Source organism: Pseudomonas sp. GGS8 (assembly GCF_024168645.1).
Lineage (GTDB): Bacteria > Pseudomonadota > Gammaproteobacteria > Pseudomonadales > Pseudomonadaceae > Aquipseudomonas.
In genome coordinates this window covers 546,921-563,578 of sequence record NZ_JALJWF010000001.1, presented here as the reverse complement: position 1 = coordinate 563,578, position 16,658 = coordinate 546,921, and the positions used below count along the sequence as shown (strand labels likewise).

16 protein-coding genes are annotated in these 16,658 nt (G+C 58.5%); 6 read left to right on the top strand and 10 right to left on the bottom strand.

Annotation, left to right across the window (positions count from 1 at the left end; genetic code table 11):
* Positions 1 to 279 precede the first annotated feature (279 nt).
* The 4 genes from glpD to J3D54_RS02530 all read right to left on the bottom strand — a co-directional run bounded on the left by glpD (position 280) and on the right by J3D54_RS02530 (position 5,428).
* A complete protein-coding gene (gene glpD, locus J3D54_RS02545) occupies positions 280 to 1,818 on the bottom strand; it encodes a glycerol-3-phosphate dehydrogenase (protein ID WP_253416565.1) in 1,539 nt (512 codons plus the stop codon).
* 325 nt (positions 1,819 to 2,143) lie between these two features.
* Positions 2,144 to 2,899, bottom strand: a complete 756-nt coding sequence (locus J3D54_RS02540) for a DeoR/GlpR family transcriptional regulator (RefSeq protein WP_007938932.1) — start codon at positions 2,897 to 2,899, stop codon at positions 2,144 to 2,146.
* Positions 2,900 to 2,994: 95 nt separating this feature from the next.
* Positions 2,995 to 4,500 (bottom strand): glycerol kinase GlpK, encoded by a 1,506-nt coding sequence (gene glpK, locus J3D54_RS02535; protein WP_253416564.1) that lies wholly within the window; start codon positions 4,498 to 4,500, stop codon positions 2,995 to 2,997.
* 76 nt (positions 4,501 to 4,576) lie between these two features.
* Positions 4,577 to 5,428: an MIP/aquaporin family protein gene (locus tag J3D54_RS02530; protein WP_253416563.1), complete on the bottom strand. Its 852-nt coding sequence runs from the start codon at positions 5,426 to 5,428 to the stop codon at positions 4,577 to 4,579.
* Between the two features lie 369 nt (positions 5,429 to 5,797).
* On the opposite strand from J3D54_RS02530, the gene ybaK reads away from it, so the two are divergent.
* The gene (ybaK, locus tag J3D54_RS02525; RefSeq protein WP_007938929.1) at positions 5,798 to 6,268 is read left to right on the top strand and encodes a Cys-tRNA(Pro) deacylase; all 471 of its coding nucleotides are present in this window, start codon (positions 5,798 to 5,800) and stop codon (positions 6,266 to 6,268) included.
* A gap of 132 nt (positions 6,269 to 6,400) precedes the next feature.
* On the opposite strand, the gene J3D54_RS02520 is transcribed toward ybaK, so the two are convergent.
* Together J3D54_RS02520 and argF are read right to left on the bottom strand one after the other, a co-directional pair.
* The gene (locus J3D54_RS02520; RefSeq protein WP_253416562.1) at positions 6,401 to 7,510 is read right to left on the bottom strand and encodes an ABC transporter ATP-binding protein; all 1,110 of its coding nucleotides are present in this window, start codon (positions 7,508 to 7,510) and stop codon (positions 6,401 to 6,403) included.
* A complete protein-coding gene (argF, locus tag J3D54_RS02515) occupies positions 7,507 to 8,427 on the bottom strand; it encodes an ornithine carbamoyltransferase (RefSeq protein WP_253416561.1) in 921 nt (306 codons plus the stop codon). The genes J3D54_RS02520 and argF overlap by 4 nt, the downstream gene beginning before the upstream one ends.
* A gap of 456 nt (positions 8,428 to 8,883) precedes the next feature.
* Between argF and J3D54_RS02510 the strand changes: the two genes are divergently transcribed.
* From J3D54_RS02510 to grxD, 3 genes are all read left to right on the top strand, one after another.
* Positions 8,884 to 9,174 (top strand): hypothetical protein, encoded by a 291-nt coding sequence (locus J3D54_RS02510; RefSeq protein WP_253416560.1) that lies wholly within the window; start codon positions 8,884 to 8,886, stop codon positions 9,172 to 9,174.
* A gap of 135 nt (positions 9,175 to 9,309) precedes the next feature.
* Positions 9,310 to 11,418 carry a molybdopterin oxidoreductase family protein gene (locus tag J3D54_RS02505; RefSeq protein WP_253416559.1) on the top strand — a complete coding sequence of 703 codons (2,109 nt, stop codon included), beginning with the start codon at positions 9,310 to 9,312 and terminating at the stop codon, positions 11,416 to 11,418.
* A gap of 97 nt (positions 11,419 to 11,515) precedes the next feature.
* On the top strand, positions 11,516 to 11,854 hold the full coding sequence (gene grxD, locus J3D54_RS02500; protein WP_253416558.1) for a Grx4 family monothiol glutaredoxin: 339 nt from the start codon (positions 11,516 to 11,518) through the stop codon (positions 11,852 to 11,854).
* A 127-nt stretch (positions 11,855 to 11,981) separates the two neighbouring features.
* Here grxD and bfr read toward each other — a convergent pair whose 3' ends face one another.
* Both bfr and J3D54_RS02490 read right to left on the bottom strand, forming a co-directional pair.
* Positions 11,982 to 12,455 (bottom strand): bacterioferritin, encoded by a 474-nt coding sequence (bfr, locus tag J3D54_RS02495; RefSeq protein WP_007898512.1) that lies wholly within the window; start codon positions 12,453 to 12,455, stop codon positions 11,982 to 11,984.
* A 201-nt stretch (positions 12,456 to 12,656) separates the two neighbouring features.
* Entirely contained in the window at positions 12,657 to 12,875 is a 219-nt protein-coding gene (locus tag J3D54_RS02490) for a bacterioferritin-associated ferredoxin (protein WP_007938921.1), read from the bottom strand.
* Between the two features lie 314 nt (positions 12,876 to 13,189).
* Here J3D54_RS02490 and J3D54_RS02485 point away from each other — a divergent pair, with 314 nt between their 5' ends.
* Entirely contained in the window at positions 13,190 to 13,792 is a 603-nt protein-coding gene (locus J3D54_RS02485) for a peroxiredoxin (RefSeq protein ID WP_253416557.1), read from the top strand.
* 72 nt (positions 13,793 to 13,864) lie between these two features.
* Here J3D54_RS02485 and rnt read toward each other — a convergent pair whose 3' ends face one another.
* Together rnt and pyrC are read right to left on the bottom strand one after the other, a co-directional pair.
* Positions 13,865 to 14,542, bottom strand: coding sequence for a ribonuclease T (rnt, locus tag J3D54_RS02480; RefSeq protein WP_007938919.1), 678 nt, complete (start codon positions 14,540 to 14,542; stop codon positions 13,865 to 13,867).
* Positions 14,539 to 15,585 carry a dihydroorotase gene (gene pyrC / locus J3D54_RS02475; protein ID WP_205887390.1) on the bottom strand — a complete coding sequence of 349 codons (1,047 nt, stop codon included), beginning with the start codon at positions 15,583 to 15,585 and terminating at the stop codon, positions 14,539 to 14,541. Before pyrC ends, rnt begins: the two co-directional genes overlap by 4 nt.
* A gap of 157 nt (positions 15,586 to 15,742) precedes the next feature.
* Between pyrC and J3D54_RS02470 the strand changes: the two genes are divergently transcribed.
* Positions 15,743 to 16,651, top strand: a complete 909-nt coding sequence (locus J3D54_RS02470; protein ID WP_253416556.1) for an OmpA family protein — start codon at positions 15,743 to 15,745, stop codon at positions 16,649 to 16,651.
* Positions 16,652 to 16,658 lie beyond the last annotated feature (7 nt).

Genomic DNA, 16,658 nt, shown 5'->3' with positions numbered 1-16,658 from the left:
CCAAGAGTGTAGAGCATGACTCGTGCCAGGCCGGGGGATATGAGTCAAGCAATTGATTTATAAGGATATTAAGTATTTGTGGCGTTGAATTTTCTGCTGAATGATCCGGTTTACCGAATCGACCGACAAGTCGCGTTCGGAAAACCGAATGTACGGGCTTGTGCAGAACCTTGTGGGAGCCGGGCAAGCCCGGCTCCCACAAGGTTCGAGGTGTGTTCGGAATGCAAAAAAGCCCCTGAATCTTGCGATTCAGGGGCTTTGGTTTAACCGGATATCCGATCAGGCGGCTTCGATCTTGCTGCGGTTCTGCTCGACCTTGTTCAGGTAATCCTTGAGCTTTTGCTGTTCCGCCGCAGTGGTGAACAGCCCAAGTTTGCTGCGGCGCCACAGGATGTCGTTGGCGCTGGTTGCCCATTCTTCGCTGCACAGGTAATCGACTTCGCGGGTGTAGAGGCCGCCGCCGATGTGCTCGCCCAGGTCAGCGAGGCTTTCCACGCCTTCGAGCATGCGCCAGGTGCGGTTGCCATACGTGGTGGACCAGCGACGGGCGATCTCGGTAGGCACCCAATCGAACGTGTCGCGGATTCGCGAGCTCAACGCCTGCGGGGTGGTCATGTCTTCGCCGCCGGGCAGGGGAGCGTTGGCGGTCCAGCTTGGCTTGATGTGCGTGAAGTACGGAGCCAGTTGCGCCAGCGCCGACTCGGCCAGTTTGCGGTAGGTCGTCAGTTTGCCACCGAACACCGACAGCAACGGCGCTTCTTCGCCAGTGCCCGACAACGCCAGGGTGTAGTCGCGGGTGACGGCTGACGGGTTGTCGGATTCGTCGTTGCACAGCGGACGAACGCCGGAGTAGCTGTGCTGAATGTCTTCACGGCTGAGTTGCTTCTTGAAGTGGGCGTTGACCACTTTCAGCAGGTAATCGGTTTCGCCTTCAGTGATCGCCACTTTTGCCGGGTCGCCGGTGTACTCGCGGTCGGTGGTGCCGATCAGAGTGAAGTGGTTCAGATACGGAATGGTGAAGACGATGCGCTGATCTTCGTTTTGCAGAATGTGCGCGTGTTCGCCTTCGTACAGTTTTGGCACGATCAGGTGGCTGCCCTGGATCAGACGGATGCCGTACGGCGATTCCATCTTCAGGTCGTCACGAATGAACTGGGCGACCCATGGGCCTGCTGCGTTCACCAGTGCCTTGGCGCGGATCGAAAACAGGCTGCCATCGGCGCGTTCCAGGTTCATGTGCCACAGGCCCTTGGTGCGACGGGCACTGACGCAGCGGGTTTGCGTATGAACATGGGCACCTTTCTCGCGGGCAGCCATGGCGTTCAGCACGACGAGGCGTGCGTCATCGACCCAGCAATCGGAGTATTCGAAGCCTTTGGTGATTTCGCTTTTCAGCGGGCTGTCCGGGCCGAACTTCAGGCTTTTCGAACCTTCGAGTTTTTCCCGTTTGCCGAGGTGATCATAAAGGAACAGGCCGGCGCGGATCATCCAGGCCGGACGCAGGTGCGGGCGGTGCGGCAGCACGAAGCGCATCTGTTTGACAATGTGCGGCGCCTTGGCCAGTAGCACTTCGCGCTCGGCAAGGGCTTCGCGCACCAGGCGGAATTCATAATGCTCCAGGTAGCGCAGGCCACCGTGGATCAGCTTGCTGCTGGCCGACGAGGTGTGACTGGCCAGATCATCCTTTTCGCAAAGGAACACCGAAAGGCCGCGACCGGCAGCATCCGCTGCGATCCCCACGCCATTGATCCCACCACCGATGACGGCGATATCGTAGACCTCAGCGAGAGGGGGCGTAGGCAAGGTAGAAGTGGGCATCGGCTGGCCTCGGGCTTTTTGGATTTCTATATTTGAATTCGAACATTAATGTTCATTTACGAAAATACTAGCCCATAAAGACGCTCGCGACCAGTCAACTTCGATTGAAAATACTGATCGAAGGGGCGTTAAAGGAAAATTTCCGAACATTTCGATGCGGTTTTGTGGCGAGGGGGCTTGTCGGAACGCCGCATCGCCCCGTTCGACTGCGCAGCAGTCGCAGAGCGGGTTGCGATGTTTAACTGAGGGATTGGCGGTGAATGGTTTTGGGGCCGCTTCGCGGCCCAACGGGGGCAAGCCCCCTCGCCACAGGGGGCCAATGTGCTTACACGACTTCCAGCCGAATCTTGTGCTGGCTCAACAACTGCGCCAAGGCCGGCGAAGGTGGTTGGTCGGTGACCAGGCAATCGATCAGGCTGATCGGCCCCAGGCGAATCATGGCGTTGCGCCCGAATTTGCTGGAGTCTGCCGCGAGAATCACCTGCCGGGCATTGGCGATGATTGCCTGCGACACCCGCACTTCCTGGTAATCGAAGTCCAGCAGGCTGCCGTCTTCATCAATGCCGCTGATGCCGACCAGGGCGAAGTCAACCTTGAACTGGTTAATGAAGTCGACGCTGGCCTGACCGACCACACCACCGTCACGCCGTACGTTGCCACCGGTCAGCAGCACGTCGAAGTCGTCCTTGGCGCTGAGCATTGAGGCCACATGCAGGTTATTGGTGATGATTTTCAGGTGGCTGTGGTTGAGCAGCGCCCGAGCAATGGATTCGGTGGTGGTGCCGATATTGATGAACAGCGAGGCATGATCGGGAATCTGCGCCGCAATGGCTTCGCCGATACGCTGCTTTTCATCGCGCATCTGATCGGCGCGCATGGCGTAGGCGGTGTTTTCGACGCTGGAGTCGTAGGCGGCGCCGCCGTGATAGCGACGCAGCAGATTCACTTCCGCCAGTTGATTGATATCGCGGCGGATGGTTTGCGGTGTAACGACGAACAGCTGGGCCATTTCCTCGATGCTGACATAGCCGCGTTCGCGGACCAGTTCGAGGATTTGCTGCTGACGGGGAGGCAGATTCATGGGGCTTCCTTTGGGCTGCCGTGCAAAATTTGCCCATGATGCCGCAGGAATCCGCTCCCGACCAGTTACAACCGGATACGAGTCCGGCCCGTGGCTTATTCAGCGCCTTCGTGTGGTTCCCAATCGCGAGTGCGACTGACGGCTTTTTTCCAGCCGGCGTAGAGTTTTTCCTTCGACACTTCGTCCAGCGTCGGTTCGAACTCGCGCTCGATCACTGCCTTGCCGCGCAACTCGTCCAGGCTGCCCCAGAAGCCGCAGGCCAGACCCGCCAGGTAAGCGGCGCCCAACGCGGTGGTTTCGCGCATTTTCGGACGCTCGACCTGAGTGCCGAGGATGTCGGCCTGGAATTGCATCAGGAAGTTGTTCGCCACCGCGCCGCCGTCCACGCGCAGGGCTTTCAGGCGTTCGCCGGAATCCTGCTGCATGGCGTCCAGAACGTCACGGGTCTGGTAGGCAATCGACTCAAGCGCGGCACGAATGATGTGATCCACGCGTACGCCGCGGGTCAGGCCGAACAGCGCGCCACGGGCATAGGGGTCCCAGTATGGAGCGCCCAGGCCGGTGAAGGCCGGCACCAGGTACACGCCGTTGCTGTCCTTGACCTTGTTGGCGAAGTATTCGGTGTCGTGGGCGTCGTTGATGATCTTCAGTTCGTCACGCAGCCACTGCACGGTGGAACCACCGTTGAACACCGCGCCTTCCAGCGCATAAGCCACTTCGCCACGCGGGCCGCAAGCGATGGTGGTCAGCATGCCGTGCTTGGACTTCACGGCTTTGTCGCCGGTGTTCATCAGCAGGAAGCAACCGGTGCCGTAGGTGTTTTTCGCCTGGCCTGGCTCGACGCACATTTGGCCGAACAGGGCGGCCTGCTGGTCGCCGGCGATACCGCCAATGGCGATGCCGCTTTTGGTGTGGCCGTAGATTTCGGATGAGGACTTAACTTCTGGCAGCATCTCGCGCGGGATGTCGAGAACTTCCAGCATCTTCGCGTCCCACTCCAGCGTGTGGATGTTGAAGAGCATGGTGCGCGAGGCGTTGGTGTAGTCGGTGACATGCACCTTGCCGCCGGTAAATTTCCAGATCAGCCAGCTGTCGACGGTGCCGAACAGCAGCTCACCCTTGCGTGCCCGCTCACGGCTGCCTTCGACATTGTCGAGGATCCACTTGAGCTTGGTGCCGGAGAAGTACGGGTCGGTGACCAGGCCTGTGGTGTCACTGATGTATTGCTCGTGGCCATCACGCTTGAGCTGCTGGCAGATTTCGGTGCTGCGGCGGCACTGCCAGACGATCGCGTTGTAGATCGGGCGGCCGGTGGTCTTGTCCCAGACCACGGTGGTTTCGCGCTGGTTGGTGATGCCGATGGCCGCGACCTGATCGTGATGCAGGCCGGCTTGCGCCAGGGCTTCGACCATCACGGCACTTTGGGTGGCGAAGATTTCCATCGGGTCATGTTCGACCCAGCCGGGTTGTGGGTAATGCTGTGCGAATTCACGCTGGGCGGTGCAAACCACGTTCGCGTCACGGTCGAAAATGATCGCGCGGGAGCTGGTCGTACCCTGATCGAGGGCAATGATGTAGTTCTTATTCTGAATGTCGGTCATGTCGATTGCCTTGGACGAAATAAGGAAGTGAAGTCAGGCGCGGGACCAAAATGGGCAGGATCACGCGCCAACGGTTTCAAGACGTTCTTGGTTTGCCGTCAATGGCCAGTGCTGCGTCCTTTGTAGCAGGTATGGCGCTGGGCAGATGACGGGCAATCAGCCCGCGATAAGCTGCAGCACCGAGACAGGCACCGACAATCGGTGCAAAAACCGGAATCAGGAAGTACGGGATATTGCGTCCGCCAGTGAAGGAAATCTCACCCCAGCCTGCGAAGAAAGTCATCAGTTTAGGACCGAAGTCGCGGGCCGGGTTCATCGCGAAACCGGTCAGCGGACCCATCGAACTGCCGATCACGGCAATCAGCAGGCCGATCAGCAACGGCGCCAGCGGTCCTTTGGGCAGGCCATTGTTGTCGTCGGTCAGCGACATGATCACGCCCATCAGAATGGCGGTGATGATCACTTCAACCAGAAAGGCCTGGCCCGTGGACAGGGCAGGGTTCGGGAAAGTGGAGAACACCGAGGCCAATTCAAGGCTGGCCTGTGTGCCACGAACCATGTGGTGAGTTTGTTCGAAATCGAAGAACAGGTTGCTGTACAGCGTGTAAACCAACAAGGCTCCGCAGAAGGCGCCGGCCACTTGGGAGAAGATATAGAAAGGCAGTTTGCGCTTTTCGAAGTCAGCGAAAATGCTCAGCGCGATGCTCACGGCAGGGTTGAGGTGAGCGCCGGAAACGCCGGCGGTGAGGTAGATCGCCATGCTGACGCCAACCCCCCAGATGATGCTGATTTCCCACAGTCCGAAGCTGGCACCCGCCACCTTGAGCGCGGCAACGCAACCCGTACCGAAAAAAATAAGCAGTGCAGTACCCAGAAACTCAGCCATGCATTGGCTCGAGATCGACGGTTGTTGTAAAGCAGTTGTCATTGAAAACCTCGTTTTTGTTGTTGTCTGGCGCTTTTCCATCAAGGTCAAGGCGCGATTTTCACCGAGGCAGGATCCCCATCCTGTGCTCGGCTTACTGCCAGGTGCTGTGGTGAGACATTCGTACAGTATTCACATTCGAAAAAATATAGACAAGAAACACTGCTGTCAAAGGTCGAAAGTGAACTATCAGTCATATTTAAACTATTAGTCCTGTGAATGATCGCATCGTTCATCTGGCGGAAAGTGCGTGGACGGCCGACCGAAAGCCCTGCCAAGTCTTGGAAATAGCGCCGCAATAGAGCCTTTTATCGATCAATGACCTAGAATCCTGCGCAGTATTTTTCTTCTGCCGCCAAGCTTGGAGCTGTCATGACCCCCGCATTGGATTTGTTGAAAAAAGTTCGTGCCGAACATCGAGTGCACAGTTACGAACATGATCCGAAGGCAGCGTCCTACGGCCTGGAGGCCGCGGAAAAACTGGGCCTGGACCCTGCGCAGGTGTTCAAGACGTTGCTGGCGGCGAGCGAGAAGGGGGAATTATTGGTGGCAGTGGTGCCGGTCGTCGGAAGTCTGGATTTGAAGGCGCTGGCACAGGCCGCTGGCGTGAAAAAAGTCGAAATGGCCGATCCTGCCGCCGCACAGCGTTCGACGGGGTATCTGTTGGGCGGCATCAGCCCGCTCGGGCAGAAGAAGCGCCTGCGCACTTTTATCGACCATTCGGCTCAGCCTTTTTCCAGCATCTTCGTCAGTGCGGGGCGACGTGGCCTGGAGGTCGAACTGGCGCCCGCGGTATTGGCCGAGCACACCCAGGCGAAGTTCGCCGATATCGGTCGTGCCTGAGGGGGGGGATGTAAGTGCCGGGGTAATTTCTTGTAGGGGCGAGACTTGCTCGCGAAGGTGTCATGCCAGTCAATCATGAGTCGACTGCGAGGATACCTTCGCGGGCAAGCCTCGCTCCTAAGGATTCAGGGTTCAGCTAGCGGGGCTGTAGCGGCGAACGCCGGATTCGACTGTGGAAATCTGCGCTGCCGTACTGCCGGGAGCCTGGAACAGCACCAGGTGTTCCGCGGCGACCCGAATGCCTACTTCAGTACCGACCAGATGATCGGCATGGCTCGGAAAGATCGACTCCAGCTGTGCTCCCGTAGGCAACTGCAGGCGGTACAAGGTTGAAGCGCCCTGGAAACTCTTGCCGACAATCCGCGCCTTCAATGGGCTGTTTGGCGCGTAGACGATATCGTCCGGACGCAGCAATACGTCCACGGCGCCTCCCGTAGGCCAAGTGTAGGCACGATTGCCGCGCAGTTCACCCAGCTCGGTCTGCACCGACTCCGGGCTGCTCAACTGACCGCGAATGAAGTAACCCTGACCAATGAAACTGGCCACATAGGGCGTCAGTGGTTCGTGATAGAGGTTGTAGGGCGTGTCCCACTGCTCCAGGCGACCTTCCTTGAAAACACCGACATGGTCGCTGACTGCGAAAGCTTCTTCCTGATCGTGGGTCACCAGAATCGCACTGGTGCCGCGAGCCTTGAGAATGTCGCGTACTTCATGGCTGAGCTTGCGTCGCAGTTCTCCGTCGAGGTTGGAGAACGGTTCGTCGAGCAGCAACAGTTGCGGCTCCGGCGCCAGGGCACGGGCCAGTGCAACCCGCTGCTGCTGGCCGCCGGACAGCTCATGGGGAAAGCGCTTGCCGAGGTTTTTCAGGTTGACCAGTTCGAGCAATTCTTCGGTGACACGATCCTTTTGCGGATGCTTGCGGATCCCGAAGGCGATGTTCTCGGCCACGCTCAAATGCGGAAACAGCGCGTAATCCTGGAACACCATGCCGATCCGGCGTTTCTCCGGGGCGAGGGTGAAACCGGCGCTGGAGATGGTCTCGCCCGCCAACTGGATTTCACCTGCGTGCACCGGTTCGAAACCGGCAATGGCCCGCAGGGTGGTGGTTTTGCCGCAGCCCGAAGAGCCCAGCAGGCAACCGATATCGCCGGCATTCAAATGCAGGTTGAGGTTCTGCACAACCCGCTGGTTTTGATATCCACAGGCGAGATCGCGCAGGTTCAGCAGTAATGGCTGGCTCATGCGTGGTGGTACGAAGGTGGGACGAGAAATTCGAGCAGGGCCTTTTGTGCATGCAGACGGTTTTCTGCTTGATCCCAGGCCACCGAGCGCGGGTCGTCGAGCAGGTCGAGGCTGATTTCCTCACCACGGTGGGCCGGCAGGCAATGCATGAACAGCACGTCCGGTGCGGCCAGGTCGAGCAGCGCCCGGTTGACCTGGAACGGTGCGAACAGCTTCAGGCGCTTGGCGGTTTCCTCTTCCTGGCCCATGGAGGTCCAGACGTCGGTGCTCACCAGATGCGCGCCGCGCACGGCGTCCTGCGGATCGCGGACGATGCTCACCCGATCGCCGGCTTTGGCCACGAACTCAGGATTGGGTTCGTAACCTTCTGGGCAGGCAATGCGCAACTGGAAGTCGAACTGGATCGCCGCTTCTATATAGCTGTTGCACATGTTGTTACCGTCGCCGATCCAGGCCACGGTCTTGCCTTGAATCGAACCGCGGTGCTCGAGGAAGGTTTGCATGTCGGCCAGCAACTGACACGGGTGCAGATCATCGGACAGGCCGTTGATCAGCGGGACTCGCGAATTGGCGGCGAATTCGGTCAGGGTGCTGTGCGAAAACGTACGGATCATCACTGCATCGAGCATGCTCGACATGACAATGGCGGCGTCGCCGATCGGTTCGCCACGGCCCAGCTGAGTGTCGCGTGGCGACAGGAAGATCGCCTGTCCCCCGAGCTGGATCATGCCGGCTTCGAACGAAATACGGGTACGAGTCGAGGACTTCTCGAAAATCATCCCCAGGACGCGATTCTTCAAAGGCTCGAACAGTACGCCGCGGTTACGCAGGTCCTTGAGCTCAACGCCTCGACGGATCACGCTGACCAGCTCTTCGGGCGTGCAATCCATCAGGGAGAGAAAGTGCCTTGCGCTCATCATTGACTACCTTTTTGCAACAGACCGCAGATACTCAAAGCCTTGTTTAACTGAAAAACGGGCGAGACCTGCGGCGTAAGCCGCACGGGGCGACGAAATAGGGGAAGGCGCGATATTGACATTAAATGTCGCGTTTTTCCAATAGGCTACGGTGTTTAGAGGATTTCAGAGAGGCTACGGGGTGATCGTGGTAGCGATTTTGAAGCCTGTGTCCTGACAGCAGCTGACCATTTGTACACTGGGCCCGCCAGGCTTGGCAATCAGACGGGGCGCGGGCGACCTATTGGCGGTCGGTTTTCGGCCTGTCATTCGAGCCTTTGATGGGCAACATGTCCGGTCTGAAACATTTGCTAATGCAAAGTGCTGGGTTATAACTAGAACTTGCCATTCAGACTCGACACAGTCTCGGGAGATACTGGATGACAGGCCCTCATGCTGACGCAGGACGCCCTTGGAATGGAATCGAAAGAACAGCTGTTAATGGAATTACTCGGGCTTATGGCTCGCTCTCTGACCCACCTCACTGCTTCCATGACCTCGATGTCTTTCGAGTTGTTACGCAGTGAAGACGAAGTCACCAAGGCGGCTGGCCGGCGCATGATCGACCGCATGGCCACTATCAGTGCCGGGCTCGACGATCATTGGCGGCTGATCGGCGAGCTCACCGGCGTGCATGTCGCCCAAGAGCAGATCGAAACCATCCAGGAGATCCAGCTGCAGGCACCGCCGAGCCTGCCGCCGAGCTGATCCCCTTGCTGTCATCGGCTGGCCTGATGGTTGTCGATTCACAAGACGAACGTCGCTGGCGCGGTGGCGAGTCACACGCCATAGTTTTGTTCCCGCGGCCGACATTGCCCGCCCAGAACAAGACAGAGACTGGCCATGACCAAGACTCTCCATCACCGTGCGTGCCACCTGTGTGAAGCCATCTGCGGCCTGACCATTGAAACCACTGAGGTTGAAGGCAGTGGCGTGCAGATCACCTCGATCAAAGGTGACCCTCAGGACAGTTTCAGCCGTGGGCATATCTGCCCCAAAGCGGTTGCCCTGCAAGATATTCAGAACGACCCGGATCGCCTGCGTCAGCCGATGCGGCGAGTGGGCGGTGAATGGCAGCCTATCGAGTGGGAAGATGCGTTCAGCCTTGTAGCCGAACGCCTGGCAGGGATTCAGCAGCGTCACGGGCAGAACGCGGTGGCGGTTTATCAGGGCAACCCCAGCGTGCATAACTACGGGTTGATGACCCACAGTAATTACTTCCTCGGCCTGTTGAAAACCCGTAACCGGTTTTCCGCGACGTCGGTCGATCAGTTGCCTCATCACCTGACCAGTTATTTGATGTACGGCCACGGCTTGCTGTTGCCGATCCCGGACATCGATCACACCGATTTCATGCTGATTCTGGGCGGCAACCCACTGGCCTCTAACGGCAGCATCATGACCGTGCCGGATGTGGAGAAGCGTCTCAAGGCGATTCAGGCCCGGGGCGGCAAAGTGGTGGTGGTCGATCCGCGCCGCAGCGAAACGGCGGCGATTGCCGATCAGCATCTGTTCGTGCGCCCCGGTGGCGATGCGGCGCTGTTGTTCGGGCTGCTCAATACATTATTCGCTGAAGGCCTGACCCGCGACAGTCATTTGCCGGTCGATGGTGTGGATGAAGTGCGTAAGGCGATCGCAGGTTTCACTGCCGAGGCCATGAGTCCACTGTGTGCAGTGCCCGCCGAACAGATCCGTCAACTGGCAAGGGACTTCGCGGCAGCCCCGACTGCGGTCTGCTATGGCCGCATGGGCGTCTCGACCCAAGCCTTCGGCACTCTGTGCCATTGGCTGGTGCAGCTGATCAATCTGGTGACCGGCAACCTTGATCGTGTCGGCGGTGCGTTGTGTACCGAACCGGCGGTGGACCTGGTGGCGTCTACTTCGGGCGGCCATTTCAATCTGTGGCAAAGCCGCGTGTCCGGGCGTCCTGAATACGGCGGCGAGTTGCCGGTGTCGGCGCTGGCCGAAGAGATGCTCACCGAAGGGCAAGGGCAGGTCCGTGCGCTGATTACCGTGGCGGGTAATCCGGTGTTGTCCACACCCAATGGTCGACAGCTGGAACAGGCGCTGGACGGACTTGAGTTCATGGTCAGCGTCGACCTGTACATCAATGAAACCACGCGTTATGCCGACTTGATCCTGCCGTCGACTTCAGCGCTGGAAAACGATCATTACGACACCACCTTCAACATGTTCGCAGTGCGCAACGTCACCCGCTTCAATCGGGCGATTCTCACCAAGCCGCAAGGCGCACTGCATGACTGGGAGATTTTCGTGGGGTTGGCCAAAGCCTTTGCGGTGAAGACCGGCAAGGAACTGAAACCGACCGTCGCACCGGCGCAGATGATCGACCGGGGGCTGCGGATGGGCCTGTATGGCGATGCTTCAGCGTGCAAACTGTCGCTGGCGACCTTGTTCGATCACCCTCACGGTGTCGATCTTGGCGCACTCAAGCCCAACCTGGCGCCGCGTCTGAAGACGGCCAATCAGCGCGTCCAGGCAGCGCCTGTGGAGATCCTTGCCGATCTGGCACGCTTTGCGGCGCTGCAAGCACCGGCGGCCGATGAGTTACTGATGATCGGCCGCCGCCATGTGCGCAGCAACAACTCATGGATGCACAACTATCACCGCTTGGTGAAGGGCAAGCCGCGCCATCAACTGCTGATGCATCCGGACGACCTGGCCAGCCGCGGGCTCAGTGATGGGCAGCGGGTGCGCGTCAGTTCACGGGTCGGCGTAATTGAGGTTGAAGTGGTCGCCAGCCTCGATATGATGAAAGGAGTGGTCAGCCTGCCCCATGGTTGGGGTCATGCGCGACCGGGCGTGCAGATGACGATTGCCAGTGGCCAGCCAGGTTCCAGCGCCAATGACCTGACTGACGAATGTCAGCTCGATGAGTTGTCGGGCAATGCGGCATTGAACGGCGTTCCGGTGACCGTGGCGGCGGCGTGAACATGTCTGTCGGGGAGGCCGAGCATGGCGCTCGGGTTTCCGTTACAATGCGCCACCGTGCCGACCACTGAGTCGGAAAGTTCAGCCGAGGTGCTCCATGGATATCATCGAAACGATTAAAGAGCAGATTGCCAACAACACCATTCTGCTTTACATGAAAGGCTCGCCGAATGCCCCGCAGTGTGGGTTCTCCGCGAAAGCCGCCCAGGCTGTAATGGCCTGCGGTGAAAAGTTTGCCTATGTGGATATCCTGCAGAACCCGGAAATCCGCGCCAACCTGCCAAAGTACGCCAACTGGCCAACTTTCCCACAACTGTGGGTCGCCGGTGAGCTGGTTGGTGGTAGCGACATCATGACTGAAATGTCTGCCGACGGTTCGTTGCAGGCATTGATCAAAGACGCCGCCAAAGCCGCCGCTGCCAAGACCGAAGCCTGATGGGGTACCTGTAGGAGCGAGGCTTGCCTCGCTCCTACAAGGGCGACGAGACAACGGTCATAAAAAAGCCCCGCCTCTTTAAAAGAGAGCGGGGCTTTTTATTGCGTCGGGGTTAGCGGCGTAGAACTTACTCTTCGCCCATCTGCGATTGCAGATAGTTCTCAAGACCCACTTTATCGATCAGACCCAGCTGGGTTTCCAGCCAGTCGATATGTTCTTCTTCGGATTCAAGAATGTCTTCGAGCAGTTCACGGCTACCGAAGTCGCCGACGGTTTCGCAATGAGCGATAGCGACTTTCAGGTCGGCATGGCCGTCGCGTTCGATCTTCAAGTCACACTCAAGCATTTCCTTGGTGTGTTCGCCGATGTGCAGCTTGCCCAAGTCCTGGACATTCGGCAGGCCTTCAAGGAACAGGATGCGCTTGATCAGCTTGTCAGCATGCTTCATCTCATCGATGGATTCGTGGTACTCGTGCTTGCCGAGCTTGTTCAGGCCCCAATCTTCATACATGCGCGCATGCAGGAAGTACTGATTGATCGCGACCAGTTCATTGGCAAGGATTTTGTTGAGATGCTGGATGACTGTAACGTCGCCTTTCATAGTGGGAGTCCTGCCCTGTATTAGCTGTATATAGGGCGGAGTTTGAGCCGCGTAATTAACAGTGTCAAACCTAAGTTATTGAAACTTAAATGAAAATTAATCGGAATAAGAATGTTTGTGTTCCGCGTCCAGGCCCTAAGCGATTGATTTCAGGACATAAAAAAACCGGACATCAAGTCCGGTTCTTCGAAATACGGGTAGTTATGCGGCTGTAAATTCTACGGGGTAGGGGATCGCCGCCTGGGCCGTTTGCAGTTTGCCCAGTGTTTCACGCACTACTTCCTTGGCCAGGCAAGCGCATTTACCGCATTGGCTGGCTACGCCGGTAGCCTGACGGACTTCCTTGTAGCTGCAGCAACCTTCATAGATTGCATCGCGGATTTGACCGTCGGTGACGCCAGTGCAGAGGCAGACATACATAAGTGAGAACCGTCGCTGGTTGTGACTCAATTGCGATGGATCTTAATGTTAACGAGAATGATTGTCAAAGTGGTTTCTGAAGGCTTTTCGTCATAAGGGCCTGTGACTGACGAACGGTTTCCTCTCGCCTTCCATGTGGAAAATAGAGCAGCGGCCTTTTTACCTTCCAGAAAAAACCGTTAAGGACAGGCGAAAAACGCGGTGTATGATGGTCGGCCTTTGCGAAGGGGGTTCGTGTCACAGGGCTGTCGCCCGAGGGTGGCAGGCTGGTATGAACTCTGTTCTTCAACGTTTATTACACCAGGAGATATCCAATGAGCGTACTCGTAGGCAAACAAGCCCCTGACTTCACCGTACCGGCCGTACTCGGCAATGGCGAAATCGTAGACAGCTACACCCTGTCCTCGGCCATCAAAGGCAAATACGGCCTGGTGTTCTTCTACCCACTGGACTTCACCTTCGTTTGCCCGTCCGAGCTGATCGCTCTGGACAACCGCATGGCTGACTTCAAGGCACGCAATGTTGAAGTGGTCGCTGTTTCGATCGACTCGCACTTCACTCACAACGCATGGCGCAACACCCCGGTAAACAATGGCGGTATCGGCCAGGTTCGCTACACCATGGCTGCCGACATGAAGCACGAAATCGCCAAGGCCTACGACGTTGAGTCCGAAGGCGGCGTGGCTTTCCGTGGCGCGTTCCTGATCGACGACAAAGGTGTTGTCCGTTCGCAGATCATCAACGACCTGCCGCTGGGCCGTAACATGGAAGAGCTGATCCGTCTGGTCGACGCTCTGCAATTCCACGAAGAGCACGGCGAAGTTTGCCCTGCCAACTGGAAAAAAGGCGACAAAGGCATGAACGCTTCGCCAGAAGGCGTTGCGGCTTACCTGACCGAGAACGCTGCTGCACTGTAAGGGCGTTGGGCAATAAAAAACCGGCCTCTCGGAGGCCGGTTTTTTTATGGGCGGGATAAGCCGGCGACAGTATCAGTCGTTGTAGTCTTCCCAGCCGCCCATTTGTTTCCAGCGATTGACGATGCCGCAGAACAGCTCAGCTGTCTTCTCGGTGTCATAGCGAGCCGAATGAGCCTCGCGACCGTCGAAGTCGATGTCCGCTGCCTGACAGGCCTTGGCCAGTACGGTTTGACCGTAGGCCAGGCCGGCGAGGGTCGCGGTGTCGAAGCTGGAGAACGGGTGAAACGGGTTGCGTTTCATGTCCAGGCGCGCGACTGCCGCGTTGAGGAAACCCAGGTCGAAGCTGCTGTTGTGACCGACCAGAATCGCCCGTTTGCAACCGTTGGCTTTCAAGGCCTTGCGAATGCCACGGAAGATATCGGTCAGCGCCGCTTCTTCACTCACTGCCATGCGTAACGGGTGATCGAGCTTGATCCCGGTGAACTCCAGGGCTGCTGCTTCGATGTTGGCGCCTTCGAAAGGCTCGACCCGGAAGAAGTAGGTGTGATCGGGGTACACGAATCCTTTTTCATCCATGGCGATGGTGGTTGCAGCAATTTCCAGCAGGGCGTCAGTGGCCGAGTTGAAGCCACCGGTTTCTACGTCGACGACAACCGGCAGGTAACCACGGAATCTGGCAGCCATTGGGTGACGAGGACCACCTCCACCGCCTTGACCGTCCTGTTCGTCGTCGAAATGGTCTTCACTCACGCGTGTTCCTCCAGCAGGCGCCAGCGCAGTTTTTCACCGGCGCGCAGCGGGATAACGGTCAGCTCGCCAAACGGCAGGCTGGTTGGGGCGGTCCACTCGTCGCGGACCAGGGTGATGCGATCGGTGTTCGCCGGCAGACCGTAGAAACGCGGGCCATTCAGGCTGGCGAAGGCTTCGAGCTTGTCCAGCGCATTACGCTGTTCGAAGGCTTCGGCATACATCTCGATTGCGGCATAAGCGGTGTAGCAACCGGCACAGCCGCAAGCCGCTTCTTTGGCGTGCTGGGCATGGGGGGCCGAGTCGGTGCCGAGGAAGAACTTGTCGCTACCGCTGGTGGCGGCGTCGAGCAGGGCTTCCTGGTGGGTATTGCGCTTGAGGATCGGCAGGCAATAGAAGTGCGGCCGAATCCCGCCCACCAGCATGTGGTTGCGGTTGTACAGCAGGTGATGCGCGGTGATGGTCGCTCCAACGTTGGCCGAAGCCGCGTTGACGAACTGCACTGCGTCGGCGGTGGTGATGTGTTCGAACACCACTTTGAGCGTCGGGAAGCGCTCGACCACGCGACGCATGTGCTCATCGATGAAGATTTTTTCGCGATCGAAAACGTCGACATCGCCGCGGGTGACTTCGCCGTGAACCAACAGGGGCATCCCGACTTCGGCCATGGCCTCGAGTGCGGGGAAAATCTTGTCGATGCTGGTGACACCAGAATCCGAATTGGTGGTCGCGCCGGCCGGGTACAGCTTGGCGGCGTGAATGAAGCCGCTGGCCTTGGCCTCACGAATTTCTTCGGGCTGGGTGCGATCGGTCAGGTACAGAACCATCAGCGGTTCGAAACGGCTGCCGGCCGGACGTGCGGCGAGAATCCGCTGGCGATAGCCATCGGCTTCAGCAGCGTTGCGCACCGGAGGTACCAGGTTGGGCATGATGATGGCGCGACCAAAGGTGCGCGCGACATCCGCGACGGTATTGGTCAACACGGCACCATCGCGAAGATGAATGTGCCAGTCGTCGGGACGCAGCAGGGTCAGGCGGTCGGACATGAGGGGATTCCAGGCGGGTCAAACTCAGGGGAATGCTACCGGAAAAGACTCTTCCAGGCACTCGCTATCAAGTTTTACGACAAGCTTCCGATACCCAACAGGCAGGCCGTGGATATGTGTGTCGGTCTTTTTGTCGTAGAAGCCAGTGGAGCCTCCCGTGCGCCAGCGTTATTTAGCCTTGCTCAGTGTGTTTGCCAGCCTTCCCGCGATGGCGCTCACTTTCCAGACTCGTCTGGAGAGCATCGAGTGGACGGTCGAAGGTGACAAATTCGAATGCCGCCTGACTCAACCGATCACCGATTTCGGTTCGGGTGAGTTTGTGCGTCGCGCCGGCGAGCAGGCGACATTTCGTCTGAAGGCCTACAACTCAATGATTGGTGGGGGTTCCGCGACCTTGCTGGCGGCAGCTGCGCCATGGCAGCCGGGGCGTGGCGACATAAATCTGGGGGCGGTGAGAATCGGTAGTGGCAACGTGCTGTTCAACAGCTCGCAAGTGCAGGCCGGGCGCCTGATCAGCGGGTTGATGGAGGGCCGCAGCCCGGTCGTTCGACACTCATCGGGCGACGGTCGAGTGTCTGAGGTCCGTCTGCTGCCGGTCAAGTTCAGTAAGGCCTACGGTGACTATCAGGGGTGCGTGGCCAAGTTGTTGCCGCAGAATTTCGAGCAAGTGAAACAATCCGAGGTCGGCTTTCCGGGGGAGGGTATCGATCTCGATGCCAGGGCCAAGGCCCAGTTGCAGGTCATGCTGGAGTTCATGAAGGCCGATCCGACGGTCAACCACATTGAACTCGACGGCCATTCCGACAACAGTGGCAACCGCCTGACCAACCGTGAACTGTCACGACGCCGGGCGCTGGCGGTGATGGATTTCTTCAAGGCCAATGGTATTCAGGAGTCGCAGATCACCTTGCGATTTCACGGTGAGCGCTATCCGCTGGCGCCCAACAACAATGCCGCCAACCGGGCGAAGAACCGCCGGGTTGCCGTACGCCTCGAACGGGTCGCGCCGACCGAGAAACCGGCGCCTCAAGCCACCGCCGCCGCGAGCAGCGCGACGACCTCCTGAGCCTGCT